Source organism: Gardnerella sp. DNF01204 (assembly GCF_049244145.1).
GTDB classification, from domain to species: domain Bacteria; phylum Actinomycetota; class Actinomycetes; order Actinomycetales; family Bifidobacteriaceae; genus Bifidobacterium; species Bifidobacterium vaginale.
On the sequence record NZ_CP058379.1, the window covers coordinates 191,859 to 217,929 of the forward strand.

19 protein-coding genes are annotated in these 26,071 nt (G+C 42.2%); 14 read left to right on the forward strand and 5 right to left on the reverse strand.

Translation table 11 applies throughout. The annotated features are described in order from the left end of the window. Positions 1-107: 107 nt before the first annotated feature. Entirely contained in the window at positions 108-953 is an 846-nt protein-coding gene (locus HXT46_RS00720) for an alpha/beta hydrolase (protein WP_415707044.1), read from the reverse strand. Positions 954-1,094: 141 nt separating this feature from the next. Here HXT46_RS00720 and rsmI point away from each other — a divergent pair, with 141 nt between their 5' ends. Next, a complete protein-coding gene (rsmI, locus tag HXT46_RS00725) occupies positions 1,095-1,988 on the forward strand; it encodes a 16S rRNA (cytidine(1402)-2'-O)-methyltransferase (RefSeq protein ID WP_004118187.1) in 894 nt (297 codons plus the stop codon). Here the strand turns inward: rsmI and HXT46_RS00730 are convergent. Continuing rightward, positions 1,983-2,294 (reverse strand): hypothetical protein, encoded by a 312-nt coding sequence (locus HXT46_RS00730; RefSeq protein ID WP_014554813.1) that lies wholly within the window; start codon positions 2,292-2,294, stop codon positions 1,983-1,985. The genes rsmI and HXT46_RS00730 overlap by 6 nt on opposite strands. Continuing rightward, on the reverse strand, positions 2,284-3,162 hold the full coding sequence (locus tag HXT46_RS00735; protein WP_180947414.1) for a hypothetical protein: 879 nt from the start codon (positions 3,160-3,162) through the stop codon (positions 2,284-2,286). Before HXT46_RS00735 ends, HXT46_RS00730 begins: the two co-directional genes overlap by 11 nt. 209 nt (positions 3,163-3,371) lie before the next feature. On the opposite strand from HXT46_RS00735, the gene metG reads away from it, so the two are divergent. Next, complete coding sequence (gene metG, locus HXT46_RS00740; protein WP_004112755.1) at positions 3,372-5,237, forward strand: methionine--tRNA ligase; 1,866 nt, start codon at positions 3,372-3,374, stop codon at positions 5,235-5,237. A gap of 441 nt (positions 5,238-5,678) precedes the next feature. On the opposite strand, the gene HXT46_RS00745 is transcribed toward metG, so the two are convergent. Beyond that, positions 5,679-7,118, reverse strand: a complete 1,440-nt coding sequence (locus HXT46_RS00745) for an aminopeptidase C (RefSeq protein WP_415699131.1) — start codon at positions 7,116-7,118, stop codon at positions 5,679-5,681. A gap of 485 nt (positions 7,119-7,603) precedes the next feature. Between HXT46_RS00745 and HXT46_RS00750 the strand changes: the two genes are divergently transcribed. From HXT46_RS00750 to HXT46_RS00790, 9 genes are all read left to right on the forward strand, one after another. After that, positions 7,604-8,587, forward strand: coding sequence for an ABC transporter permease (locus HXT46_RS00750; RefSeq protein ID WP_004138444.1), 984 nt, complete (start codon positions 7,604-7,606; stop codon positions 8,585-8,587). 25 nt (positions 8,588-8,612) lie between these two features. Further along, positions 8,613-9,560, forward strand: a complete 948-nt coding sequence (locus tag HXT46_RS00755) for an ABC transporter permease (RefSeq protein WP_004112747.1) — start codon at positions 8,613-8,615, stop codon at positions 9,558-9,560. Between the two features lie 20 nt (positions 9,561-9,580). Beyond that, entirely contained in the window at positions 9,581-11,476 is a 1,896-nt protein-coding gene (locus HXT46_RS00760; RefSeq protein ID WP_004113856.1) for an ABC transporter ATP-binding protein, read from the forward strand. Positions 11,477-11,801: 325 nt separating this feature from the next. After that, a complete protein-coding gene (locus HXT46_RS00765) occupies positions 11,802-13,550 on the forward strand; it encodes an ABC transporter family substrate-binding protein (RefSeq protein ID WP_004113858.1) in 1,749 nt (582 codons plus the stop codon). Positions 13,551-13,788: 238 nt separating this feature from the next. Then, positions 13,789-15,615, forward strand: a complete 1,827-nt coding sequence (locus tag HXT46_RS00770; protein WP_004138380.1) for an ABC transporter ATP-binding protein — start codon at positions 13,789-13,791, stop codon at positions 15,613-15,615. Position 15,616: 1 nt separating this feature from the next. After that, positions 15,617-17,413 carry an ABC transporter ATP-binding protein gene (locus tag HXT46_RS00775; RefSeq protein ID WP_421786064.1) on the forward strand — a complete coding sequence of 599 codons (1,797 nt, stop codon included), beginning with the start codon at positions 15,617-15,619 and terminating at the stop codon, positions 17,411-17,413. 65 nt (positions 17,414-17,478) lie between these two features. Next, positions 17,479-18,459, forward strand: coding sequence for a TatD family hydrolase (locus tag HXT46_RS00780; protein ID WP_101890429.1), 981 nt, complete (start codon positions 17,479-17,481; stop codon positions 18,457-18,459). A gap of 200 nt (positions 18,460-18,659) precedes the next feature. Continuing rightward, the gene (locus HXT46_RS00785; protein WP_415686784.1) at positions 18,660-21,161 is read left to right on the forward strand and encodes a KUP/HAK/KT family potassium transporter; all 2,502 of its coding nucleotides are present in this window, start codon (positions 18,660-18,662) and stop codon (positions 21,159-21,161) included. 69 nt (positions 21,162-21,230) lie between these two features. Continuing rightward, positions 21,231-22,064 carry an HD domain-containing protein gene (locus HXT46_RS00790; RefSeq protein WP_410313232.1) on the forward strand — a complete coding sequence of 278 codons (834 nt, stop codon included), beginning with the start codon at positions 21,231-21,233 and terminating at the stop codon, positions 22,062-22,064. A gap of 29 nt (positions 22,065-22,093) precedes the next feature. On the opposite strand, the gene HXT46_RS00795 is transcribed toward HXT46_RS00790, so the two are convergent. Then, positions 22,094-22,834 (reverse strand): FadR/GntR family transcriptional regulator, encoded by a 741-nt coding sequence (locus HXT46_RS00795; RefSeq protein ID WP_004112733.1) that lies wholly within the window; start codon positions 22,832-22,834, stop codon positions 22,094-22,096. Positions 22,835-22,995: 161 nt separating this feature from the next. Between HXT46_RS00795 and HXT46_RS00800 the strand changes: the two genes are divergently transcribed. From HXT46_RS00800 to gnd, 3 genes are all read left to right on the forward strand, one after another. Next, on the forward strand, positions 22,996-23,523 hold the full coding sequence (locus HXT46_RS00800; RefSeq protein ID WP_004112729.1) for a gluconokinase: 528 nt from the start codon (positions 22,996-22,998) through the stop codon (positions 23,521-23,523). Between the two features lie 180 nt (positions 23,524-23,703). After that, positions 23,704-25,044, forward strand: coding sequence for a GntP family permease (locus HXT46_RS00805; protein ID WP_004112718.1), 1,341 nt, complete (start codon positions 23,704-23,706; stop codon positions 25,042-25,044). 97 nt (positions 25,045-25,141) lie between these two features. Then, complete coding sequence (gnd, locus tag HXT46_RS00810; RefSeq protein ID WP_064623022.1) at positions 25,142-26,017, forward strand: phosphogluconate dehydrogenase (NAD(+)-dependent, decarboxylating); 876 nt, start codon at positions 25,142-25,144, stop codon at positions 26,015-26,017. Positions 26,018-26,071 lie beyond the last annotated feature (54 nt).

The following is a 26,071-nucleotide window of genomic DNA, read 5'->3' on the forward strand; positions in this document are numbered from 1 at the left end:
ATAAAAGAGGAGCGCAGCGACGGGACTTGCGAGGAGAGAAATACTCAAACCTCGCGCAATACCAAGCAATGGAACCGCGCTACGCTCTAAGCTCGAAGACAGGTCGATTAGCACGCAAATGTGCGACGAAGCCAATCGCAAGCAAGATCAATCCACTGCTGAACTTCTGGCTGTACAAACTCAGGAATCACTGCGCCATTTTCATCGCGCTTAGCAGTTTCTTTAACAGCCAAAGCCAAGCCGTGCGGACCCTTAGGGAACAAATGTGCTTCCACGCTTACGCCAGCTTTAACACAAGCATTAATAAACATAATAGAGTTTTGAATTGGAACCGTTTGATCTGTAATCGTTTGCCAAACGAACACAGGTGGAGTCTTAGAATCCACGTGATTTTCCAGCGAAAGCTGTTCAACGAGTTGCGCGCGAGTACTAGAATCTATGCTTCCAAAAAGACGGTCGAAAGTTGGCTTATGTGCGTATTCGCCAGCGGAAATCACAGGGTAAGCAAGCATAAGAGCGTTTGGACGAACACCATTTGCGTTGTATCCATTTGCTTCTTCAACATCGTCGCTAACGCTAGTCGCAAGATTTGCTGCGACATGGCCTCCTGCAGAGAATCCAATAATCGCCACTTTTTGCGCATCTACATGCCATTCTTTTGCATTATTGCGAATCAATTGCATAGCTTGTGCTGCTTCCAAAAGCTGAGTCGGGTGTGCACTAGGCACAAGAGAATAGCGCAGAACAAATGCGTGGAATCCAGCAGCAGCAAACTTCATAGCAACAGGTTCTGCTTCGCGATTAGAAACGCGCAAGAATCCGCCGCCTGGCAAAATCAGCACTGCTGGGCGTGTTTGATCCCCTTCGCTATCTAAGTTGTCATCTAAAACATATCCAGTAAGAAGCGCGTTGCTACCGTCAATGCCTTTAATTTGGCGTTCTATAATCTTCATGGTATCTCTTTTCGTTTTGCGCGATTGCAATTTATGCTAAGCATAAACTTAAGCATAATTCTAATCAAATACCTTGTTTTTTAAGTGCGTTATTTTATAAATTCGTGTAGAGTCTTAAGAGGTTTTATAAGGAGATTTAAGATGCGTAATGAAGAAGATAATTTAGGAAAAGTTGTTCTTGCAGCCACTCCGATTGGCAATATGGGAGATGCTTCATCGCGCTTGATTAATCTTCTAGAAACCGCGGATATTGTTGCAGCAGAAGACACGCGCAGACTTTATGATCTTGCAAATCGCCTTGGCGTGCATGTTTCTGGACAAGTTATTGCATATCACGATCACAATGAGCACAACAAGGCAGATGGCTTGCTGGATAAGGTTGAGCAAGGCAATACCGTTCTTGTTGTTTCCGACGCTGGTATGCCTACGATTAACGACCCAGGGCTTGCGATCGTTCGCCGTGCAATAGAGCGCGATTTGCCTGTTACTTGCGCTCCTGGACCGAGTGCCGTACTAGATGCTCTAGCGCTTTCTGGCTTGCCAACAGACCGTTTTTGCTACGAAGGTTTTTTGCCGCGTAAATCTGGAGATAGACAGCAGCATTTGCGCTCGCTTCTTTCAGAGCGGCGAACAATCGTTTTTTATGAGGCGCCGCACAGAATTGCGGAGTCAATGGAAGATCTTCTTGCAGTTTTTGGCGCAGATCGCAAGATGGCGCTATGTCGCGAGCTTACAAAGGATTTTGAGGAAATAAGGCGAGGAACAATTTCTCAAATATGCAAAAGCGTAGAAAACGACCCTCCGCGCGGAGAAATTGTTCTTGTGATTGCGGGAGCTAGCGATGAAGAAATCAAGCAGCAAAACATTGATTTGAGCGTTGAACAGCTTGCGCAAATGTCTTACGATCTTTCGCAAAATGAGGGTTTGCGTATTAAAGATGCTATAACGCGTATTGTTTCACAAAATCCTCTTTCAGACGGTTCTTTTGCTAATCGTAAAGAAGTTTATGCTGCTTGTTTAAATATCAAGTCATGAAATTTGTTTCGCGTAATCGTAGCTTTCTAAAAGTACGTCTAAGCTATGCTTAACATCTGGACCGCCTTTCTGTGAAATATACTCCAGTATTTTTGCGTCAGCGGCTGGGTTTGCTATAACCCATTTTCGTAAGTGCGGAATGTTTCTCGCTATGTGCCAAAGTATTTCTTTGTCTGTATTTTCACAGCATGCTACTTGCTCTGTGAGAATAATTGGCGGTTTTGGTGGTAGATCTTTTGTTTGTGTTTTATGGAAATCTTCTTTATTTTTTTGTACTTGATTTAAATGTTCAATATTAATATTCATAAAAAATATCTTCCTGTTCTATAACGTTTTTTAGCCAATCTTTTGCTTTTTGCGCTCCTGGAAAATGTGGGTTGCTATTTATGATTTTTTCGCATTCTTTAAAGCTTGTGCCATATTCTTGAATCAGATTGAAAATTGTGTCTTTTTTGCGTATCTCGTCGTAAATATTTTTAGACGGTGTTAATGCTATGTCGCAGATTGTTCGAGCAGGAGATGTTATGCGCAAATCTTTAATCACCTTTTGTTCTCTCTTCAACAATTTTCGTCTGAATACTCGTAATGGATGGTCATGTGGTACTACGCGATAATGGCTGCCAGAGATAACGTCTAATATGTTTGGAATTGTTCCTCCAAGCCAAATCCATGATGCTGTAAACATGCATGCTGCAGAGTCTCGTGGTATTAGCTTTTTGAGTATTTTGCACCGCCCCTCAATGGACTTTGCAGTGGAATGTGCAAATCCGCTTCTTATTGACAATCGTTCAAAAGCTCCGAATTTAGATAATTTCTTCATGCACAATGGTCCTGGCAGATGCGTTGTGTCTAGTAAGGTTGGAAGATTTTTACTAATGTCAATGTGTTGATTTTTATTGTCGTAATTTTCAAGAATTATTTTTGTTTCTTGAGCTATATCTTTAGTCGTACTGTATTTATTCGCATCATAGTTTCTGCTTTTTGAAGTCGTTTTTGAATTGTGCCTTGAAGTCTGCCTTGAAGTCTTTTTTAAATTTTTAGCGATTGGCTTGATCGTGGATTTATCTGTTATTTTATTTGTTCGCTTATCGGTTGTTTTGCATGTGTATTTACTTGTAGTATTAGTCGAATTGTTAATAGTTTTGTTTGCAATAATTTCTGCTTCGTTATTCATAATCCCTCCTTTCTTGTTAGACATAATGATTGGGAATAATTTTTTAGACATATGGTTTTAGACAGAATAGATACGTTTGTTCATGTTGTCCATAAGATTTTTGCGAAATGTGTAAAAGTGGATTTTTAAGCCTTTTTACATTAAAAAATGTGCATATGTGTATATGTTTTTTATTAAGGTGTCCTCGCTGAACAAGATAATATTTGGCTATGAGTCATATTTTGGTGAATGTTGCATGGCCTTACGCAAATGGCCCTCGTCATATTGGTCACGTTGCAGGATTTGGTGTTCCTTCAGACGTGTATGCGCGTTATGAGCGCATGAAGGGCAATGACGTGCTTATGGTTTCTGGTACAGACGAACATGGCACGCCGATTCTAGTTGAGGCAGATAAAGAAGGCGTTAGTGCTCAGGAGCTTGCAAACCGCTATAATCGCGTGATTACTAAAGATTTGTGCGATTTGGGTTTAAGCTACGATTTGTTTACGCGCACGACTACAGCAAATCACGAGCATGTTGTTCAAGAGATGTTCCGTCAGTGCTTAAAGAACGGATACATTTATAAGGGTACTCAAAAGGTTGCGATTTCGCCTTCTACAGGTCGTACTCTTCCAGACCGCTACATTGAGGGCACATGCCCACTTTGCGGAGCAGATGGAGCTAGAGGCGACCAATGCGATGCTTGCGGAAATGAGTTGGATCCAGATGAGCTTATTAATCCTGTTTCTAAGATTAACGGCGAAACTCCGCGATTTGAAGAAACAGAGCATTACTTCCTCGATTTGCCTGCTTTAGCTGATGCTAATTTAAGCTGGCTTAATTCAAGGGATGGTTGGCGTACAAATGTTATCAACTTCTCGATTGGATTATTTAAGGAAGTTAAGCCTCGAGCTATTACGCGTGATATTGACTGGGGTATTCCTGTTCCTGTAGAAGGATGGGTTGATAACCCGAATAAGCGCTTGTACGTGTGGTTTGATGCTGTTATTGGCTACTTGTCTGCATCTATTGAATGGGCACGTCGTCAAGGTAAGCCGGATGCTTGGCGCGATTGGTGGTGTGACCCTAAGTCTCCTGGCTATTACTTTATGGGCAAAGATAACATCACCTTCCATTCTCAGATTTGGCCTTCAGAAATGCTTGCGTATAATGGTGCTGGCTCTAAGGGTGGCGAGGCTGGAGTTTATGGCCCGTTGAATATGCCTGAGCAAGTTGTTGCTTCTGAGTTTATGACTATGGAAGGCAAGAAGTTCAGTTCTTCGCGTGGAATTGTGATTTACGTGAAGGATATTTTGGCGCGTTATCCTGTGGATGCTGTGCGTTACTACATTTCTATTGCTGGTCCTGAAAATTCTGATGCCGACTTTACTTGGGCAGAATTTGTTCGTCATAATAACGAAGAGCTTGCTGCCAGCTGGGGTAATTTGGTAAATCGTGTCGCTAATTTGATTCATAAGAATTTCGGAGAGATTCCTGCTCTGGACGAAAATTCAATGACAGATATGGATCGCGCTTTGCTCGATCAAACCTCTAATGCTTTTGAGATTGTTGGTGGTTTGATTGAACGTCATCATCAGAAGAATGCGCTTAACGAGGCTATGCGTGTTGTGTCGGATATCAACAAGTACATTTCTGCAACTGAGCCTTGGAAGATTAAAGATGATGAAGCACGTCTTGGTACTGTTTTGCATGTTGCAGCTCAAGCTGTTTCTGATGCTAATCATTTACTTGCTCCATTCTTGCCACATTCTGCGCAAAAAGTGTGGGAAGCTCTTGGTGGTACGGGTGTGTTCTCGCCTCTGCCAAGAATTGAAGAGGTGACTGACTTAGATAATCCAGATTTTAAGTATCCGATTATTACTGGCGACTATCGTCTTGGAGAAACTGTTCACCCGTGGGAGAGTGAGGAATTAGTGACTGGTACACCTGTCGCTAAGCCAACTCCGATTTTTGCCAAAATTCCTAAAGAGGCTATTGATGAGGAGCTTGAGCGTTTTGAATCTGCGCTTGCCGCTCGTCGTAAAGCTGACGAAGAAAGATTGGCTGCGGCTAAAAAATCACTAGAATCTAAATGATTAAACGAAAAATTTTAAGTTATAGTGATGCATGTAACAAAAAATAGGTTGACTATCAGGATTTAAAAAATTTTTTAAGGAAATTTTTAGGTTATATGCGTGTTTTGCGAGAAAAGTGTGGTTATAATGAGTATTGCTGATGGTTATCCATCAGTGAGGTTCGTTCGCGGACCCCATAACTGAAACCTTCTTCTCTCTTTCTCTCTGCCCCGGTGGGTCTTCTCTTTCCCACCGGGCTTCTTTTTATCTTTTTCAAGCTCTTGCAGTCTACTCGTATCGCTTGCGTTATATTTGCATCACGAGCGAGACAAATATAACGAAAATCAGTCAAAAAACGTTACAAATGCCTCACGAGCGAGACAGATGTAACGAATCTGGGTCAAAAAAAACGCAGACTGCGTGGCAATCTGCGTTTGTAAATCAGCTTGTGCTAAATCAAGTTTAGCGGCAGCGCTTTGTAAGTGGAATCCACGGATCAAGCATTACAGGCTCCTGATCCAATATTGCTCGCGTTGCTTCATCAAGATACTTCTTGTTAATAATGATTTCTGTAACGTAGCGGTCAAACCACTGCGCGGATCCAACGTAGTATCCGTCTTCGCCGTTATCTTTACCCCAGCTGTTTTCAATCTTCCAGCGGTCTGGCTCACCATCTTTGTTAAGGTTTACGCCAGTAAAGGTCATTGCGTGGTTGCCTGGGCAATCCATATATTCCAAACCTTTAGCTTTGTCGAATGTAAACTCTACATCGAATAGCTCGTCTACGCGCACAACTGCTGGGTCAAAGAACCCATCTTGCCTTAGCGAGAATTGCGTGCAATCGCAAGCAAACCAAATTGGATGTCCGTCTTTTAGCTGATCGACAGCTGCTTTTCGGAATACTTCTAGCGCAACGTTTGCAAACTCCATTTCCTTCGTCTCAGCAACGTTTGTGGTGTATTTAAGCTGGTAGAGCTTGTTGAACGGAGTGTGTTCCATTGGGGAGTTGCACAAGCTCACAAAGTCGTTTACGTCAATTGGAACGTATTTCTTTGCGAATTCTAGTGGTGTTATTCCATATTCGCGAATCATTGGACGATCGTCTTTGCCAGTCTTTGGCTTATCGTCCTTCTTATCGTCTTCTTTGGCTTCGTTCTTTTTGTCGTCCTTTTCGTCTTTCTTATCGTCGTCATCTTTAGTACGTGCAATGAAGTCGAAACGCTCTGGTGGCTCGCCAAGTGCGATAGCTGTCATACGGTATACGGTTTCAAGGTCGCGGATTTTCATTTCGCGCAACTCTTCTATGGAAGTACCGTTCTTGTGTGCTTCGCGCAATTCAGCCGCGAATTCACGCAACTTGGTATTTATGTATTGCACGAATGCATCTGAGTCAATAGCATTCTGTGAATCTGGGTATGCGCTTTTTGGTACGAGTCCGTACTTGTTTACCAAGTTAACGAACATTTGCCACCATCCGCCGTCGTCGATCGGACCGTAGTTAATGTTTTCAAAGATTCGACTATCTAGGGTTTCGTCTAATGTTGCCAACACGTTTTCCAAGTACGCATTTGCCTTTTCAATCTTGTCCCAGAAGAACAGGTAGCTTTCGGAAAACTCGAAGTCTTCTAAATTCCACTTGTGCATTAATTCGTAACGCAAAGTGTTAAGGGAAGCGAACATCCAGCAACGTCCAGAGTGCTGTTGGTTTGTTATTGATCCTTGTTTTAATTCTATGGAGAAGTTGCGTGGTAAAGCGCGTTGTCCTTGATAGCTTGTTGCAGCTTTAAGAACGCCGCTTGCTACAGAAGCGTTTGCGGCTACTCGATTTGCTCGCTGTTCGTTAAAATGCTTGGAATATTCGCGCACGTTGTCTATGGTAACGGCTTTTACGTTTTCAGACATATATCTCCTTTTGTTGTTAGGTTGAAAATAGGCGAATAAGCGTTATTGTAGCGTGTTCAATGCACGAGTAGCGTTTTGCGTGATTTGTGCTTTTTAGTAGGATGCTAGTAAAACTAATTGCAATGTGTTTTGTTAGTACGAAATGTTATTGTATTTACACTTTTATTACGATTTACGAAACTAATTTTCGTAAAATTTAAATAATTCCGTTAAATATTCTGATGTTTTGTTGATTTTGTGTATTAATTTTTGTGATAATTGATATTTATTCCGTATTATTGCATGTTTATTTTAAGCAATGTACATAGGTTAGCTAAAAATATACTAATTACATGTCCCATTTATGAGGGCTTACTTAAGTGTGCCTTGAGTATGCTTTTGATTTGCTTTTGCAACTGGGTATAGCAAACGATGGCAGTGTGCAAGCTTTAGGCTTGCAGTTACCAGATGGAGGTAACAATGGTTAGACGTAGAAAAGAGTCACAATGATACGATACATCGTTAAACGATGCCTGAATTATGTTGTGATGCTGTTTGTCTCCGTATCCATGACGTATTTCTTGGCAAGTGCTTTTATGGATCCGCGATCGAATTATATGTCTAGGCATCCGCATCCACCAATTCCTTCGATTAACCGTTCTTTGGATTTGGCGAACATTAACGACCAAACTCCAGTTATTACGAGATATTTGCGTTGGATTACTGGCGTTCTTACTCGTTGGGATTGGGGATTAAGCCCAGAGCAGGCTCCTGTTGGTCCTGCGATTGCGGCTCGTATTGGTGCGTCTGTCCAATTAGTTACTTGCGCAACTGTTCTTGGTATTGTTTTCGGTGTTAGTGTTGGCGTTTATACTGCTATTCGTCAGTACAAGTGGCAGGATCGAGTTCTTAACTCTATTGCTACGTTCTTGCTTGTTGTTCCAGCTGCTGTGTTTGGATTGCTTATTGTGTTAGCTGCAATTAGCGTTAACAATGCTGCTGGCTCTCGTTTATTCTTTGTTACGGGATTGCATTCTTATCAAGGTTCTAACCCTATTGCTTTTGTTCTTGACTTCTTACAGCATTTGATTTTGCCGACAATTGTTATGACTGTTCCTGGCATGGTTGGATACCATCTTACGCAGCGCACTTATTTGCTTGACACTATGAATGCTGATTATGTTCGCACTGCTCGTGCTAAGGGCTTGCCTTTGAACATTGCTATTCGCCGCCACGCTTTGCGTACTTCGTTGATTCCTACAGCCGTAGATGTTGCCTTCTCAATTGCAGGTGTGTTTACGGGCGCCGTTATTACTGAAACCGTGTTTGCAATTAACGGTTTGGGTAGCTATTTTGTGCAGACGATTTCTAATAACGACATTAATGGTTCTGTTGCTATTGCTGCATTCGGAGCTGTGTGTACTTTGGCTGGAGCTTTGCTGGCAGATATCTTCTCTGCTTGGCTTGATCCTCGTATTCGCTTGAATTAATTGTGCAACAGTGTAGGTGATTGATATGAGTAAAAAAGATGTATCTTCAAAGTCTCAAGAGTCTGTTGCAGACAAAAAGGCAAATGCTAATTCTTGGGGTAATTTTAAGCGAACTGGCAAAATTACGCTTTATACGCGTCGCTTCTTTAGGCGACCGTCTGCCGTCGTTGGCTTGGTTTTGCTTGTGTTCTTGATTCTTCTTGCTTTGTTTGGATCTAAGATTAGTAAGTGGGGCTACGATGAGCCTGATTTTACGGCTCTTGCAACTCCTCCTAGCGCAGAGCATTGGCTTGGCACAACTCCTGGCGGATCAGACATGTATGCAATGGTTGTTCGCGGACTTGGTCGCTCACTTTCTATTGGCATTGTAAGCTCCATTTCTATTACAATTATTGCTGCTTTGGTTGGTACTGCTATTTCTTACTTTGAGGGTTGGTTTGAGCAAGTTGGCATGTGGGTTTTGGACATGCTTTTGATTGTTCCATCCTTCTTGCTTATTGCTTTGATTGTTAGCTCCGCGACCGGTGGCAATGATTGGCTTTGGCTTGCGTTTGGTATGACTTCCTTTGGTTGGATTGGTTATGCTCGTACGCTTCGCACTTTGACTTTGAGTTTGCGTGAGCGTGAATATGTGCGCGCAGCCAAGTTTGAAGGTGTTTCTTCATTCCGCATTATTGTTCGCCACCTTGTTCCAAATCTTGGTTCTGTGCTGATTATTAACACGGTTCTCGGTGTTATTGGCGCAATCAACGGCGAAACCGCATTGAGCTTCTTGGGTCTTGGTATTAAGGCTCCAGATACTTCTTTGGGTACTCTTCTTAATGTTGGTCAAAGTAGCGTTATGACCTCTCCTTGGGTTCTTTTGGTTCCTTCTGCGGTTTTGGTTATTTTGACTTTCTCTGTTCAGCTTATTGGCGATGGTCTTCGCGATGCGATTGATCCATATTCTAGGTCTGTTGGTAAGGCCGAGTAAGGCTCGTTGGAGGTTTAAACATGACTGATATGGTGAATGACGCAATTAAGGAAGATTCTGTGATGGAAAATCAGAACAACGAACCACTTCTTTCTGTACGCAACTTGCAAATTAGCTTTGCTTCGGAAGCTGGTACGGTTCATGCAGTACGCAATATGAATTTTGATTTGTACCGCGGAAAAACCATTGGTATTGTAGGTGAATCTGGATCTGGTAAGTCGGTTACTTCTCTTGCTGTTATGGGTTTGCTGGATAAGAACGCGTCTGTTAAGGGTTCTGTTGTTTATAAGGGCGAAGAGCTGTTAACGAAGTCTGATGCAGAGATGAGTAAGATTCGTGGCAAGAATATTGCTATGGTGTTCCAGGATCCTCTTTCTGCTTTAACTCCAGTGTTTTCTATTGGAGATCAGCTTAAGGAAGCTTTGGTTATTCATAATCCAAATATGACCGAAGATCAGATTCGTGAGCGCTCTATTGAATTGCTTAACTTGGTTGGTATTACTAAGCCAGCTGAGCGCTTAAAGGCTTTCCCTCACGAGTTTTCTGGCGGCATGCGTCAGCGCGTTATGATTGCAATGGCAATTGCTAACAACCCAGATATTATTATTGCTGATGAGCCTACTACCGCTTTGGATGTTACGATTCAGGCTCAGGTTTTGGATGTTTTGAAGAAAGCGCAGAAAGAAACTGGCGCCGCAATGATCTTCATTACTCACGATTTGGGTGTTATTGCTGGCGTTGCAGACGAAGTTATTGTTATGTACGCGGGCCATTTGGTTGAGCATAATAGCGTTGAAGAGATTTTTACTCACCCAACTCAGCCATACACAATCGGCTTGCTTGGCGCTGTTCCGCGCGTTGACCAAAAGCGTACTCGCCGCTTAACTCCAATCTCTAAGCCAACAATGGATATGTTGATGGCAGAAGAAAAGAGTGGAGATACTAGCGATATGATGGGTCTTGAGGCAGAAAGCGAAACCGTTCGTGCGCTGCTTCATGCAGAAACCGAAAAAACTATTAAGCCAATGTTTGAGGGCATTCCTCGCGAGGATCGCAAGGTTGTTTTGGATGTTAAGGGCTTAGTTAAGACATTCCCAATTACTGGTGGCGGTTTCTTGCGACGCAAGGTTGGCGAAGTTCGCGCTGTTGATGGCATTGACCTTGAGATTCGCGAAGGCGAAACTGTGGCCCTTGTTGGCGAATCTGGTTCTGGTAAGTCAACTACTTTGATGGAAATCATGAGTTTAAAGAAGCCAGAAGCTGGCTCTATTACAGTTTTTGGCACCGATCTTAACGATAAGTTGACTAAAGAGCAGCGTCGCGAGCTTCGTTCTAAGATCCAATACGTGTTCCAGGATCCTATGAGCTCTCTTGATCCTCGTATGCTTGTTTACGATATTTTGGCAGAGCCTCTTCATGTTCAAAAGAAGTCTAAAGAAGAGATTCGTCAGCGTATTGCGGAGCTTATGCAGCTTGTTGAGCTGAATCCAGATCAGGTTGATCGCTTCCCAACGCAGTTCTCTGGTGGTCAGCGTCAGCGTATTGCTATTGCTCGCGCTTTGGCTGTAAACCCTAAGCTGCTTCTTCTTGATGAGCCTGTTTCGGCTTTGGATGTTTCTATTCAAGCTGGCATCATCAACTTGCTTGAAGATTTGCAAGACAAGTTGGGTGTTGCTTACTTGTTTGTGGCTCACAACATGGCGGTTGTTCGTCATATTTCTAGCCGAATTGCTGTTATGTACCACGGACGCATTGTTGAATCTGGCGAAACGGATGAGGTATTCGATAATCCTAAGCACCCGTACACTAAGGCTTTGATTAGCGCTGTGCCAATTCCAGATCCTGTTATTGAGAAGAATCGCAAGCGTATTATTCTCAACGAAGAAGATTCGTTTGATGACGTTGCAAGCGTCTGATTCTAATCTTTTGTAAATACGCCTAAACTTTTGTTTAGGGCAATTTTGATCGCGTGTGTTATGCAAGACACACGCGATTTTTTGTTACAGGCATATAAATTCTAAAAAAAGTAATATATTTTGTTTTTTAATTAAAATAAACTAAAAAATTTTCTGTTTGACTGTTTTATGTATTTAATTTTCTTTTTTATGGATTAAATCTTAAGTAACAAAAGCTTAAATTCAGTATTTGTTAAAAAAGTCGTAACACAAAATGTCAAAAGATTAGATATACTCTACACACATACCAGAAAGCGGACATCATTTCTGGGGAATGAGAGGAATCATGAAAAAAACTAATGCAGGCAAATTAACTGTATTCGCCGCAGCTGCACTTTCTGTTGCAATGCTGCTCGGCGCTTGCGGTGGCACAACCGCCACTACGGCAGATAAGGCCAAGGGCGGTATGACCGAAGAGCCAGCCGCAGGTGTGGATACTTCCTACACTGGCGCTCTTCCAATGCCTAAGGTTGATAAGCGTTACGACAATCCACAGCCTCGTGACAATGTTAAGGATGGCGGTACTTACACGTTCTCGCTTTCCGACATGGGTCCAAACTGGAACTACGCTTCTAACGACGGTAACACCGCGTATATGAGCACTTTGTGGGGCTTCTACCAGCCATCGCTTCCTTATTACGATACCGTTAAGGGCGAGAAGGTTAAGTACAACCCTGATTACATTACTTCTGTTAAGAAGGTTAGCGACAAGCCACTCGTAGTTCAGTACGATTTGAACCCAAAGGCTAAGTGGAACGATGGTACAGACATCGATTACACTGCTTTCAAGGCTACTTGGGAAGTTATGAATGGCAAGAACGAAGCCTACTCTGTACCATCTCACGAGGGCTATGACTGCATTGAGTCCGTTGAGCAGGGTGCAAATCCTAAGCAAGTAATCGTTAAGTACAATAAGCCATGCGCAACTTGGGAATTGCTTTTCGCTCCATTGGTTCATCCAAAGGCAACCGATCCTACTGTGTTCAACCAGGGTTGGGTAAATAATCCTCACAACGAGTGGGGTGCAGGTCCATTCGAGATTCAGTCCGCAACCGAAGATCAGGTTGTTTTCGTGCGCAATCCAAAGTGGTGGGGCAAGAAGGCAAAGCTCGATAAGGTTGTTGTAAAGCGTATGGAAGATACCGCTGCAATGAATGCCTTCCAGAACGGCGAAATCGATTCCGTGGATTCCATCTCCACCAAGGATAAGATTAAGGCTGCTCGTAGCGTTAAGGGCGCTCAGCTCCGTTACGGCTACAGCACCAAGATTCGTGTTATTAACTTAAACGCAAAGGCTGGCGCATTCAAGGATAAGGCCGTGCGTAAGGCTGTTGTTCAGGCATTCGACGTTGCTACATACAACAAGATTCAGTTCCAGGGTATGAGCTGGAAGAGCGAGCAGCCAGGTTCGGAGCTTCTCTCCATGTTCCAGGCTGGCTACAAGAACAACCTCCCAGCTGATGGTAAGTTCAACGTAGAAAACGCTAAGAAGACTCTTGAGGCCGCTGGCTACAAGATGGGCAAAGACGGCTACTACGCTAAGAATGGTAAGACCGTTCAGTTCACATTCACCTTCTTTGGCGATGACTCTACTCAGGCAGCTCTTGCTAACGCATTCCAGGCCATGATGAAGAAGGCTGGCATGAAGTGCAAGACTGTAAACAAGCCTGCTTCTAAGTTCTCTAAGACTGTAAGCTCCTTCGACTTCCAGGTGCTTCCAATGGCTTGGGTTTCCCAATCCCCATTGAGCTTCGTGGGATCCGCTTCCCAGGTCTACGGTTCTAAGAGCGATTCCAACTTTACTGGCACTGGCAACAAGAAGATTGATGCCCTGCTCGCCAAGGTTGGTAAGACTTACGATTACAAGGAACAGACTGCATTGGCCAACAAGGCTGAGTCCATGGCTTTCGCCGAGTATGGTACGCTTCCAGTTTCTGCTCCTCCAACCTATCAGGCATACAAGAAGGGCTTCGCTAACGGCGGTCCTGCTGGATATGCTAACGTTTTTGTTGAAAACATTGGTTGGCAGAAGTGAGTAAATTTGTAGCGATAACTCGCGCAAGTTTACTAAGCTGATTGCTTAACTTATAGCATGTGGCGTGTGGTCTTTGGCTGCACGCCACATGCTTTTGCTGTAATCGCGTGCGTAGTTACGCAGAAAATAATCGCGTAAAAAATAGTCGCGCAAAAATAAACTCAGAAAAATAGTATAAACTTAATAAAACTTAATAAAAAATAAATCGCGAAGTCAAAAATAAGGGAGAATCTAGCGCATGTATGTAAATCCAAGTAAACGCAAAGACGCAAGCAATGTGCGCTGGGTTTTGCAATATTGTAAGCCAGATATGTGGAGAGTAGGCGTATCGCTAGTTCTTTTTACTATAAACGACACAATGGCAATGACAATGCCGCTGCTTTCGGGCTTTATTGTAGACAAAGTCATTATTGGAAAACAGCATGATTTGCTTGCTTTTGTATGCGTGCTAATGGTTGCAATGATGATTATTCGCGTAGGCTCAAGATATATCTACCAGCTTCAAATGGAAAGATTTGGCCAAAACGCCGTGTATCGCCTTGTAAGCGACGAGTACGAGAAGCTGCATTCGCTTGATTTTACATACTTTAATCACACGCGCACAGGCGACATTATGAGCCGCATGACTTCGGATACGGACGCGATTCGCCACATTTTAAGCTGGGTGTCTTATATGGCGCTGGATTGCTTAGTAATGTTTGTGTTTGCGCTAGTTATAATGTTTTCAATCCAATGGCAGCTAGCTCTAGCGCTTATGGCAATTACACCATTTTTGTTCTGGCTTGCAAAGCTTATGGGCAAGAATGCTAGGCCAAAGTTCCTTGCGATTCGCGAATCGTTTGCACGCATGAATTCAATGGTAGAAGAAAACATTGAAGGCAATCGCGTTGTAAAAGCTTTTGTTCGCGAGCCTTTTGAAACTCAGAAATTCGATAAATGCAATGAAGATTACTTTAATCGCAATATTACGCTTGCAAAAAACACGCAAAAATACATGCCATGGCTTGACGGTATGGGCTTTGCGTTGGAGCTTGTAACAGTAGGATTTGGCGGATGGCTTGTGCTTAATGGAAGCATGACTTTGGGCGCGTTTGTAACGTTTAACAGTTTTCTTTGGATGCTCCACATGCCAGTAAGAATGGTTGGGTGGCTTATTAACGATTGGCAGCGATTCAACGCAGGATGCGTAAATATTCGCAAGCTTCTTACGCAAGAATCGCATATTGATTTGCCATCTGCCTCCGCAAAAAACGTTAAGGTAAAGGGTCACGTAACTTTTGAACACGTTGATTTTGCATTCCCAGACGATCTTGATTCCCCAATTTTAAGTGATATTGATTTAGATGTTCCAGCAGGCACAAAGCTTGGAATCTTAGGGGAAACGGGGTCTGGAAAGTCAACGCTTGTAAGTCTTATAGCGCGTTTTTATGACACTACGCGCGGCCGCGTTTTAATTGATGGAAAAGACGTGCGCGAATGGCCTCTAGAAACTGTTAGAAATCAAGTTAGCATAGTTGCGCAAGAAACATTCCTGTTTTCCGATACGATTGCAGGAAATATTGGCTTTGGTTTGCCTCAAAACGAGGAAAATTGCAAAGAATTAGATAGCACGATTAGGCGTATGGCAAGAATCGCAGATGCAGACGATTTTATTATGAATATGCCAGAAGGCTACGAAACTGTAGTAGGCGAGCGAGGAGTTGGTCTTTCGGGCGGCCAAAAGCAGCGTTTAAGTCTTGCTCGCGCGCTAGCTAATAATCCTCCAATCTTGATTATGGACGATACAACTTCTGCAGTAGACATGGAAACTGAGGAGCATATTCAAAAAGAGCTAAAAAAGTTAGATGGTTCTCGCACAGTAATCACAATTGCTCACAGAATTTCGTCTGTTAAAGACGCAGACATGATTATTGTGCTAGATCACGGCAAAATCGTAGAACGCGGAACGCACGAGCATCTTGTGGCATCGCATGGAAGATATTGGGAAATCTACAAAAAGCAGCTTGGTATGCAAACGGGCAAAGCTTTGGGATTTGAAGATTCACACGAGCCTAAGGGGGAGTAGAATGGTGCAGCGCAACACTTATAGAGAAGACGAAAGCCAAGAAGAGCACGTAAATTTGCACGAGTTGATGCGCGTTCGCAAATACATAAAGCCGTACGCATGGCAGCTAGTCAAAATAGTTTTAGTTGTTATTAGCGGAAGTTGCATTATGACAATAACGCCAATGATTACAAAAACACTTATAGACGTAGTTTTGCCTAATAAAAACGTTTCTTATTTGTATGCGCTTATTGCATTGTTTGGCGTGCTTATTGTGCTATATGAGCTTGGTTTGGCATACAGAACGCTTGCTATTACGCGACTTGGTCAAATGATAATTAAAGATATGCGACGAGATATTTTTACGCACGTGCAATCGTTGTCGTTTGATTACTTTGATTCGCGCCCACACGGCAAGATTTTGATTCGCATAGTAAACTACATTAATACGCTTTCCGACACGCTTTCGTCTGGTTTAATCAACGTATTTTCCGATGTTTTTGTGCTAATCATTACGCTGATCGCAATGTTTGCTATAGATTGGCGAATGGCATTGTGGAGCCTTGTATTATTCCCGGTTTTTATAATCTGGACTCGCACTTTGCAAATTTTGCAACGAAAAGCGTCTAAAAAATTGTCGAATAAACAAAGCAATCTTAACGCATATTTGCACGAATCAATCGCAGGCGTAAAAACCACTCAAACTTTTGCGCGTGAATCAGAACAATACGCTACATTCCAAGAGCAGCAGTCGGGAGTCAGAAAAGCGTGGATGCGAAACGTTAGAGTGCAAATGCTACTTTGGCCAGGAGCTTCGATTATTGAAAGCGCAGCAATTTCGCTGCTTTACTACGTTGGCATAATGAATGCAAGTAGTATGAAAATAAGCACGGGTACGCTTATAGCATTTGTGTGGTATTCGAGTACTTTTTGGGAGCCAGTTGTAAACATTGGTAACTTCTACACGCAACTCGTAACATGCTCAGTGTATTTGGAGCGTATTTTTGAAACGCTAAGCATTAAGCCAAATATTGTAGATAAGTCAGATGCAAAAGAATTGCCGCAAATTAAAGGCAGGGTTGACGTAAACGACGTTGTGTTCCGCTACGAAGAGAACGGAAAGCCGATTTTGAATTTAGTTGACTTGCACATTGAGCCTGGAACAACGGTTGCGCTTGTAGGTCCTACTGGAGCGGGTAAAACAACGCTTGTAAGCCTGCTTTCTAGATTCTACGACGTTTCCGAAGGTTCAATCACAATTGACGGCTACGATGTGCGCTCAATAACGTTAGCATCTTTGCGAAAGCAAATGGGCGTTATGCTTCAAGACAGCTTTATATTTAGCGGAACTGTTAAAGAAAACATTCGCTACGGCAAGCTTGACGCAACAGACGAAGAGATTGAAGCTGCAGCTCGCGTAGTTCACGCTCACGAGTTTATTGAAGAATTGCCTAATGGCTACGATACGGAAATTGAGGAGCGAGGAGCCACTCTTTCTGCAGGACAAAGGCAGCTTATATCGTTTGCCAGAGTATTACTTGCGAATCCGCGAATTCTAATTTTAGACGAAGCAACAAGCAATATAGATACGCGTACAGAAGAGGCGTTGCAAGCAGGATTAGCTCAATTGCTTAAAGATCGCACTTCTTTTGTAATTGCACACAGGCTTTCTACAATAGAGAATGCGGATTTGATTTGCGTGATTGACCATGGGCAAATCGTGGAGCGCGGAAGCCATGAGCAGCTTATGGCGCAAAAAGGTGCGTATTACAGGCTTGTGGAATCGCAATACGCTGCGATTAGTGCTGCGATCCAGTAAGCGCAAAAGTTGCGTTTTAAGTCACGTTTTAAGTCACGTTAAATATGCGACTACACTTGTAAATCATGAGTAAGCATCATCGCGAGCACAATTGGGCGCCTTCTTTAACAGAGCAGTCTGAAATATGGCAGAATCTAATTAAAGAAGGCATAACAATTGCAGACGACCACACGCACATGTTAAGCGTAGTGGACTTTGCAAAAAATCTTAATCAAGAATTATCGCAAAAAGGGCGAGAACCAATTGCGGAACCAAGTGCAGATGACTTAGTAAATAGTGCAAAAGCATCAGGCGTTTCTAAAATGATCGAAGTTGGATGCGAATACCCAGATTGGCAGCCAACAATAGATTTTGCGGCAGCTCACGCGGATTGCGTGCGTGCTGCAATAGCGATTCACCCCAACGAAGCGCCTCTACACGGTCATAGGGGAGCAGAAGGGCCAGACGGCTTACCGGTGGTTTATAAGCCGTATCATGATATTTCATTTGACGAAGCAATGCAACACTTGCGCTCGCTAGTCGTAGATAACGCAGAAGAAGTAGTGGCAATAGGTGAAACGGGATTAGACTATTTTCGCACAGGCGAGTCTGCAAGGATTTACCAACGCGAATCATTCCGCGCGCATATAGCACTTGCAAAAGAGCTTAATTTGCCGCTTCAAATTCACGATAGAGATGCTCATAGTGATGTTGTAGAAATTTTGCTAAAAGACGGAGCGCCAGAGCGCACAGTGTTTCACAGCTATTCTGGCGGGAAAGACTTAGCTCAAGTGCTAAAAGAAAACGGATGGTACGCAAGTTTTTCTGGAACGATTAGCTATAAAGGTAACGAAGATTTACAAGAATCTGCGCGAATCATTGGCAAAGATCATATAACTGTTGAAACAGATGCGCCGTACCTTACACCAATGCCGTATCGAGGTCGTCCGAACGCGCCTTATATGGTTCCTTATACACTTGAATCGTTAGCAACCGCGCTTGACTGTTCTTTGCTAGAAGTAGCAAAGTCAACTTTAAAAACAACGAAAGAAATCTACGGTTTTTAGATGATCTAGTCTTATATTCTTGCTTTGATTAAGCCTTATTTTTCAAGGATTCTATGCTGACTTTGCTTTATATATCTGTTATTGTATACAATATTTAGGTACAAATAAATAAAACTGTAAGCAGTAAGACCATATGCGACTTCTTATTATGGCAGATTATTGCAAAGAAGAGGTCTTACTTTTTGGAGGAAAAATCAAGCATGACTAAGTCACGCGTTTCAGCGCTATCTAACGATGACGCTAAGGATCTTCGCAACGGGGCGAAGGAGTCTGAGAAGGCTGCTAAGGGAGTAACGAACCCTAAAGAGGCGATTCTAAAAGCCGCTTCTTTTACAAAAGCGCCAAAAGTTTCTCAGAAAACCACCACTCGCGAAGAACGAGAGGCGTTGGCGTATCAGCAGGCTAAAGAAGTTAAAGAGGCTGAAAAGCTTGCGGATAGTGCGGTTAGAGGCCCGCTTGGAAGATTGTGGGCAAAGATACAAACCAGCTCAGATAAATTTACTTTAGGTATGTCGATAGTGGCATTGGGCGTTGTTTATGGAGATATTGGAACTTCTCCTTTGTACACTGCTCAAACATTCTTAGCTGGTCAAGGCGGATTGCAAAACATTAGTCGCGAAGCCGTTTACGGAATGTTATCCCTAGTGTTTTGGTCAATCACGCTGATCACAACCGTAAAATACGTGTTTGTAGCTATGCGCACAGACAACAAAGGCGAAGGTGGAATTTTTGCACTCTACTCGCTTATTAGACGGAAAGGCGCGTGGCTTGCGATTCCAGCAATGATTGGCGGTGCTGCGTTCCTTGCTGATTCTGTTCTAACTCCAGCAGTTTCAATATCTTCTGCAGTTGAAGGTCTGCGAACTATATCTGCGTTTAGGCCTATTTTCTTAGAAAACGACAATCTATCTTTAATGATCACCGTGGTTATTATTGTGATTCTGTTTTCGGTTCAACAGCGAGGAACTGAAAGAATAGGCAAAGTTTTCGGCATAGTAGTTATGATATGGTTCGGATTCCTAGCGCTTGTTGGAATCATGAATATTGGAGAAGATTGGGCAATTTTTGAAGCTTTGAACCCAATTTACGGCTTGAAGTTTTTGTTTAGTTCGCACAATGTGCAAGGAATGGCGTTAATGGGCATCATATTCCTTTCCACAACAGGTGCGGAAGCCTTGTATTCTGATATGGGTCATGTTGGGCGTGGAAACGTTTACGTTACGTGGCCATTTATTAAAGTTGCTCTTGTTCTAAACTACTTTGGTCAAGGCAGCTGGATGCTACAACATCAAAACAATAAAGCATTATGGTCTATAGAAGGCTTAAATCCTTTCTTCCAGATGCTCAGCCCGAATTTACGTTATGTAGCAGTTGTGCTTTCTGTAACAGCAGGCATTATTGCATCACAGGCTTTGATTACTGGTGCATTCACTATGGTTTCAGAAGCTACAAGCCTTAATTGGATGCCTCATCTCCAGGTGCGTTACCCTGCGCGTACTCGTGGTCAGCTTTATATTCCAGTTGTTAATTTTGTGCTTTGTCTTGCAACTCTTACGGTTTTAGCTGTGTTTAAAGATTCAGAGCATATTTCGGGAGCATATGGTCTTGCACTTACGCTTACCATGATTGCTACAACAACACTTCTTACTGTTCACATGTGGTATCAAAAGAAGAAGATTGCTGCTTTAATTTTTGCCACTGTGTTCTTGATTATCGAGATTTTGTTCTTTATAGCATCTATGGCAAAATTCATGCATGGTGGTTGGTTTACCATGATTCTTGGGGCTACGATTCTTATCGTTATGCTCACTTGGAAGGATGGCACTAAGATTGAGCGTTCTCAACGCTTGCACATGAAGCCTAAGGATTTTCTGCCTGTGCTAGATAAGCTTCATCGTGATTTCCGTATTCCTTATTTTGCGGATAACATTGTTTATTTGACTTCCGATAAGGAAATGAAGCGTTTGGATACTGGAATCTTCTTCTCTATTTTTGCGGATCATCCTAAGCGTGCGCGCGCGTGGTGGGCTGTGTCAGTGGAAACGGATGATGCTCCGTTTACTCGCGAATATTGCGTGGAGAATTTTGGTACGGACTATTTGTTCCGCGTTAAGATCAAACTTGGGTTTAAGGTTTCTCCTTCGATTCCTGCGTATTTGCATCAGATTATGCACGATTTGTCGCATACTGGCGAGCTTCCGCAACAGCAATCTGTGTACCCTAAGGTTGATGCGGATCCAGATATTGGTCCAATTCGTTACGTGCTTTTACATAAGGCTTTGATGCCTGAGTCGAATATTTCTTTGCGTGGTGCGTTATCGCTAAAAATGAAGTATGCGATTCGTCATATTGCTGGTACGCCTGTTAAGTGGTTTGGATTAGCTCCGTATAATCCTGTTGTAGAAGTTCAGCCGTTGTTTGTTTCCACTCGTAGACCTCCTCGTTTAAAGAGAGAAGAAGTTGCTTCTTCTAGAGCAGTTCAGTCTTTGCAAGGTTCAGGAATTGTGTCTGATGTTGCGTCGGATGCTGAACAAACAACTATTATGAACGCTAGAGATATTGTTAATGCAAATGTTTCTAGCGATGGCAAGTCTGAGAAGTCTGAAAAGTCTGCAAATAAGGAGACTAAGGAATCTAAAATATCTAACACTGGCAAAATCGCTAGAATAGATACTGGTCAGATTAAAGCAGTTAAAAAGTGAAGTGATTTAAGCAACTAAGCAACAAGTGCTTTGTTTGTGTTGCTTTGTTTTAAGGAGCGCGGTGTAATTATGCTTGCAGATTTGCCTGATTTTAATAGGATCGAAAAGTTGCATCGCGCTACTGCGCCAAGTGAAGCTGCGTACAATTTGATTCACTGCCATTGTGTTGTTATTGCTACGATTTCTTGGATGATCGCAAGACGCCAAAATCAGTTGTTGGCTTTTAAGCAGCTTGGTAGTATTGAGGATTTTGCGGATAAGTCGCCAGCATCCGTCGAACGGATTATGCTTTGTCAAATATCTAAAATCAATAAAGACTTAAAAAGTAGATGTGATTTAGCAAAGTCGTGTCTTGAAAAATTAATAAATTTAGATCCGTTATCTCTTCCTCAAATCGATGGAGGTGCGGCTCCAAGTGATTATGTAGACGAATATGCTGCATTTGCTGGAGGATTGTTGCACGATATAGGAACTTATTTTGTTTTAGCTAAAGATGGTTCGCGCGAAGAGAACGGTAAGTTGGAGTTTGACGGTCCTCATTATATTTTGCACGGCTTGCGCGGCTACAACTATTTGATTGATAACGGTTTTAGCGAAGATACTGCGCAATTTGCGCGTAATCATACTGGTGTAGGGCTGACTCGCGAGCAAGTTGTTTCTCAGAATTTACCGCTTCCAGCTGGCGACTATATTCCGCAAACTATTGAACAAGAAATTGTGATGGTCGCAGATAAATACAACAGTAAGTCGATTCCGCCGCGATTTTTAACAGTTGATACATATAGATGTAAAGCTGAACGATTTGGCGAAGAAAATGCAAAGCGATGGATGTTCTTGGTTAATAAGTATGGCAGAGTGAGTGTTTGCAAGCTTGCAGATTTCTTTGGGCTTAAGGTTGATTAGACAAAGTTGATTAAGCTTTGCTTTTATGGCTATAAAGCCGCTAATCCAAGTGCAGTGTTTACTTCGGCTACAATATCGTGCATAGCAGCGCTTGCTGCAGCTGCGTCACCTTCCATAATTGCCTGCGTTACCTTTTTATGGTTTAATATCGCTTCTTTATTTGGTTTTTGCGGATAAAGATTTAGCTCAACTCTGCCGCGTAATACGCTTTCGACTATTGAACTAAGTTTTGCAAAAATCGGGTTACCGCTATTTGCAAGCAAAAGAGTATGGAACTGGATATCTAATTCATGAAAATCTGCCAGTCTATTTTCTTCTACCGCTTTTACCATATCGTGACCAATTACGCCCAATTTATAGCGTATTTCTACATCTCCGCGTAATGCACATCCAGCTGCTGCGGCAGGTTCTACAACAAGACGAAGTTCTGTTAATGCTCGTAGTTCATTTTCTCTGTATGGTGAATGTAGTTTCCATGTGATTACTCGTGTATTTAAATCGTCCCAATTTTCTGGATTGCAAGCTATTACGCCTGTTCCGCGTTGAAATTGTACGCAACCCAAAGATGCTAATAGTCTTGTTGCTTCTCGAGCTACTGTTCTAGATATTCCATATTGTTTTTGAATATCTTCTAGTTTTCGATTAGTTTTTGGCTCCCATTTGTTATTTACTATTTCATCTGCGAGAGAATCTGCTATAGATAGATGTAAAGGAGCGTTTTCGGTCACTAAGTCACTAGAAATTTGACTTTGTGTGGTATTAGACACCATATTTGCCTCGCAGTTTTATGTATACTTATGGTTTCATCCTAGCAAATAGAAAATGAAAATATAGTTATGCTCAAAAAATAACATATCAAAGACTCTTAATTCTTTGACAAAGAGTCTTTGTGTGGTATTCTTATAGTGTTGTCAATAACAAAGGAGCTATTATGGCGATTCACATTGTAGTGATGGGCGTTGCTGGTTGCGGCAAGTCTACTGTTTCTGAGGCAATTCGCGATCAACTTGGTTACACTTTGGCAGAAGGCGATGATTTTCATCCAAAAGCTAATATAGATAAAATGTCCGCAGGAATTGCGTTAACAGATGAAGATCGTTGGCCTTGGTTGGATCTTATTAACAAATGGATGGTTGCGCGTGAAAGTCTTGGAGAAAACACAGTTGTTTCAAGCTCTGCATTAAAACGGTCATATCGCGAAGTTCTTTCTAAAAATCTAAACGTGTACTTCTTGCATTTAAACGGAAGCCATGAGTTAATAGCGCAGAGGCTAAAAGATCGTAAAGGACACTTTATGCCACCATCTTTATTGCCAAGTCAGTTTGCAATTTTGGAGCCTCTAGGTAAAGAAGAAAACGGAACCGTTATATCGATTGAAGGTTCTGTTGAAGATATGGTTCATAGAGCTATCAAAGCAGTAAAAACATATGAACAATCGCAGCTGCAAAAACAATCATAAATGCAAAACAATAGCAATTGTAAAGTGGCGCAATTGTAAAGCAGCACAAAAATATACATTCAAAAATTACTAACGCAAATAACAAAGTTGTTAGCGCATTGATCGTAAACAAAAGATCACAAGGAATTATAAATAAAGCATCACAATAATTAAAACAATTCACAAAATCATGGAGGATTTATGAGTGGGTTAATTCTTGCGGCAATATTAGGTATAGCGCTTATTGTCGTACTTATTGCAGTGGTAAAAGTACATCCCTTCCTATCGTTAATGATTGGTTCGATTGCAACTGCAATCATTGCAGGAGTTCCATATGATAAAAGTCTTACAAGCTTTACTAATGGAGTTGGTTCCACAGCATCAGGAGTTGGATTACTCATTGCTTTAGGCGGAATTATTGGAATTCTTCTTACGCGTTCTGGTGGAGCAGACGTGATTTGTGACACCATACTTAAGAAAGCTCCAGAACATAAGCTTCCATGGGCTATGGCGCTGAGCGCATTTATTGTTGGAATTCCACTGTTCTTTGAAGTTGGTGTAGTGATACTTATACCAATTATTCTTCTTGTTGCTCGTCGTACAAAAATGCCAGTAATTGCTTTAGGAATACCGGCGCTCGCAGGCTTATCGGCTTTGCATGCTTTTGTACCGCCACATCCTGGACCACTTGTTGCTATTGATGCTTTGCACGCAAACCTTGGATTGACTTTGGCTTTTGGTTTGATTATCGCCATACCAACTGTAGCAATCGCAGGACCTCTAATGGTTCATTGGATGGTAAAAATGGTTCCTATTCAAGCTAAGCAAGAAGAAGACAATAAGAAGGAAGATAAGCCACAAAATCGTCCTACATTCGCGGAAGCATCTAGCGTAATTTTACTTCCAGTAATTCTTATGCTTGCAGCCAGTGTTGTTGATATTACGGGGCAATCAAAATCTACATTTGGTAGTGTAATCGCATGGATTGGAACACCACTTGAAGCTCTTACAATCACTACTATTTTTGCGATGATATTATTTGCTATTCGCGCAAAGTGGAGTAGGGATACATTAAATTCTCTGGTAGGCCTTTCGTTCTCCTCAATTGCAAGTATCTTGTTGATCGTTGCTGCTGGAGGTGGATTCAAGCAGACTCTTGTAGATTCTGGAATTGGTAAAGTTATTGCTACGGGTATTGTTCAGGCAAATCTTAATCCTCTTCTTGCTGGATGGATTGTTGCTGTACTAATTAGGCTGGCGACTGGATCTGCAACCGTTGCAACCGTAACGGCATCTGGTATTGTTGCACCTTTGGCTGCAAATCTAAATCAAGTACAATTAGCGTTACTCGTACTAGCTATTGGTGCTGGATCAATCTTCTTATCTCATGTAAATGATGCTGGATTCTGGTTGGTTAAAGAATATTTCGGTATGAGCGTAGGACAAACATTTAAAACATGGTCATTAATGGAAACAGTATTGTCTGTTGTTGGACTTGCAATTATTATGCTAGTTTCCGCTGTTGTTCCTGTGTTCATATGAAATTAAAAAGATTATCTGAATAAGTTTTGTGACAGTTTTGCAAAAGTTATTAAAAGTTATTAAAAGTTATCAAAAAATTTGAAGGAAGGAATTTATTATGCAATTAGGTGTTATCGGTTTAGGGCGCATGGGTGGAAACATGGTTAAGCGCTTGCGCGAAGGAGGTCATGAAGTTGTTGGATATGACGTTAGTGCCGAATCAAATCGAGATGTTGATTCTTTAGAAAAATTGGTACAAAGACTTTCTAGTCCGCGTATTGTATGGGTTATGGTTCCAGCTGGTTTTCCTACAGACACAACTATCGAAAAATTAAGCAATCTTCTTGAAGATAATGATCTAGTAATTGATGGAGGTAATACCAGGTATATTGATGATCAACGTCATTCTGTTGAATTAAAAGCAAAGGGAATCCATTTTATGGATGTTGGAGTTTCAGGAGGAGTTTGGGGCTCGACTCGTGGTTACGCATTGATGGCTGGCGGCTCCTATGAAGATTATCAGAGAATGCTACCAATTTTCGAGACTTTGAAGCCTGAAGGCCCTGACGGACTCGTTCACGCTGGTGCTGTTGGCGGTGGTCATTTTGCCAAGATGGTTCACAATGGAATTGAATATGGCATGATGCAGGCTTTTGGTGAAGGCTTTGCAACAATGATGCGTTCAGAATTAATAGATGATCCAGCTAAGGTTATGTCTTCATGGCGCCAAGGTTCTGTTGTTCAATCTTGGTTGCTTGACTTATTCGCGCGCGCTGCAAAAGACGATCCAACATTAGAATCTATGCCTCCTGTTGCTAATGAATCTGGTGAAGCAAAGTGGATGGTTGAAGCTGCACTTGAACTTGGTGTTCCAACCCCAGTTACCGCATGCTCATTGTGGGCTCGCCAAGTATCTCGCGGAGGTGGAGATGACACTTTGCGAGTAGTTTCATCGTTGCGTGCGCAGTTTGGTGGTCATGTCACTAAAAAATAGTCAAAGTAAGTAGAAAATATCTAAGGTAAAAATAGATAAAAAATAGATAAAGAT

Bases quoted from the DNA above. Each gene is read 5' to 3' on its own strand.
- HXT46_RS00750 (WP_004138444.1), top strand. From the start codon at position 7,604: ATGATACGATACATCGTTAAACGATGCCTGAATTATGTTGTGATGCTG.
- HXT46_RS00720 (WP_415707044.1), bottom strand. From the start codon at position 953: ATGAAGATTATAGAACGCCAAATTAAAGGCATTGACGGTAGCAACGCG.
- HXT46_RS00805 (WP_004112718.1), top strand. From the start codon at position 23,704: ATGAGTGGGTTAATTCTTGCGGCAATATTAGGTATAGCGCTTATTGTC.
- gnd (WP_064623022.1), top strand. From the start codon at position 25,142: ATGCAATTAGGTGTTATCGGTTTAGGGCGCATGGGTGGAAACATGGTT.
- HXT46_RS00775 (WP_421786064.1), top strand. From the start codon at position 15,617: ATGGTGCAGCGCAACACTTATAGAGAAGACGAAAGCCAAGAAGAGCAC.
- HXT46_RS00795 (WP_004112733.1), bottom strand. From the start codon at position 22,834: ATGGTGTCTAATACCACACAAAGTCAAATTTCTAGTGACTTAGTGACC.
- HXT46_RS00745 (WP_415699131.1), bottom strand. From the start codon at position 7,118: ATGTCTGAAAACGTAAAAGCCGTTACCATAGACAACGTGCGCGAATAT.
- rsmI (WP_004118187.1), top strand. From the start codon at position 1,095: ATGCGTAATGAAGAAGATAATTTAGGAAAAGTTGTTCTTGCAGCCACT.
- HXT46_RS00785 (WP_415686784.1), top strand. From the start codon at position 18,660: ATGACTAAGTCACGCGTTTCAGCGCTATCTAACGATGACGCTAAGGAT.
- metG (WP_004112755.1), top strand. From the start codon at position 3,372: ATGAGTCATATTTTGGTGAATGTTGCATGGCCTTACGCAAATGGCCCT.
- HXT46_RS00770 (WP_004138380.1), top strand. From the start codon at position 13,789: ATGTATGTAAATCCAAGTAAACGCAAAGACGCAAGCAATGTGCGCTGG.
- HXT46_RS00790 (WP_410313232.1), top strand. From the start codon at position 21,231: ATGCTTGCAGATTTGCCTGATTTTAATAGGATCGAAAAGTTGCATCGC.
- HXT46_RS00760 (WP_004113856.1), top strand. From the start codon at position 9,581: ATGACTGATATGGTGAATGACGCAATTAAGGAAGATTCTGTGATGGAA.
- HXT46_RS00730 (WP_014554813.1), bottom strand. From the start codon at position 2,294: ATGAATATTAATATTGAACATTTAAATCAAGTACAAAAAAATAAAGAA.
- HXT46_RS00755 (WP_004112747.1), top strand. From the start codon at position 8,613: ATGAGTAAAAAAGATGTATCTTCAAAGTCTCAAGAGTCTGTTGCAGAC.
- HXT46_RS00735 (WP_180947414.1), bottom strand. From the start codon at position 3,162: ATGAATAACGAAGCAGAAATTATTGCAAACAAAACTATTAACAATTCG.
- HXT46_RS00765 (WP_004113858.1), top strand. From the start codon at position 11,802: ATGAAAAAAACTAATGCAGGCAAATTAACTGTATTCGCCGCAGCTGCA.
- HXT46_RS00780 (WP_101890429.1), top strand. From the start codon at position 17,479: ATGAGTAAGCATCATCGCGAGCACAATTGGGCGCCTTCTTTAACAGAG.
- HXT46_RS00800 (WP_004112729.1), top strand. From the start codon at position 22,996: ATGGCGATTCACATTGTAGTGATGGGCGTTGCTGGTTGCGGCAAGTCT.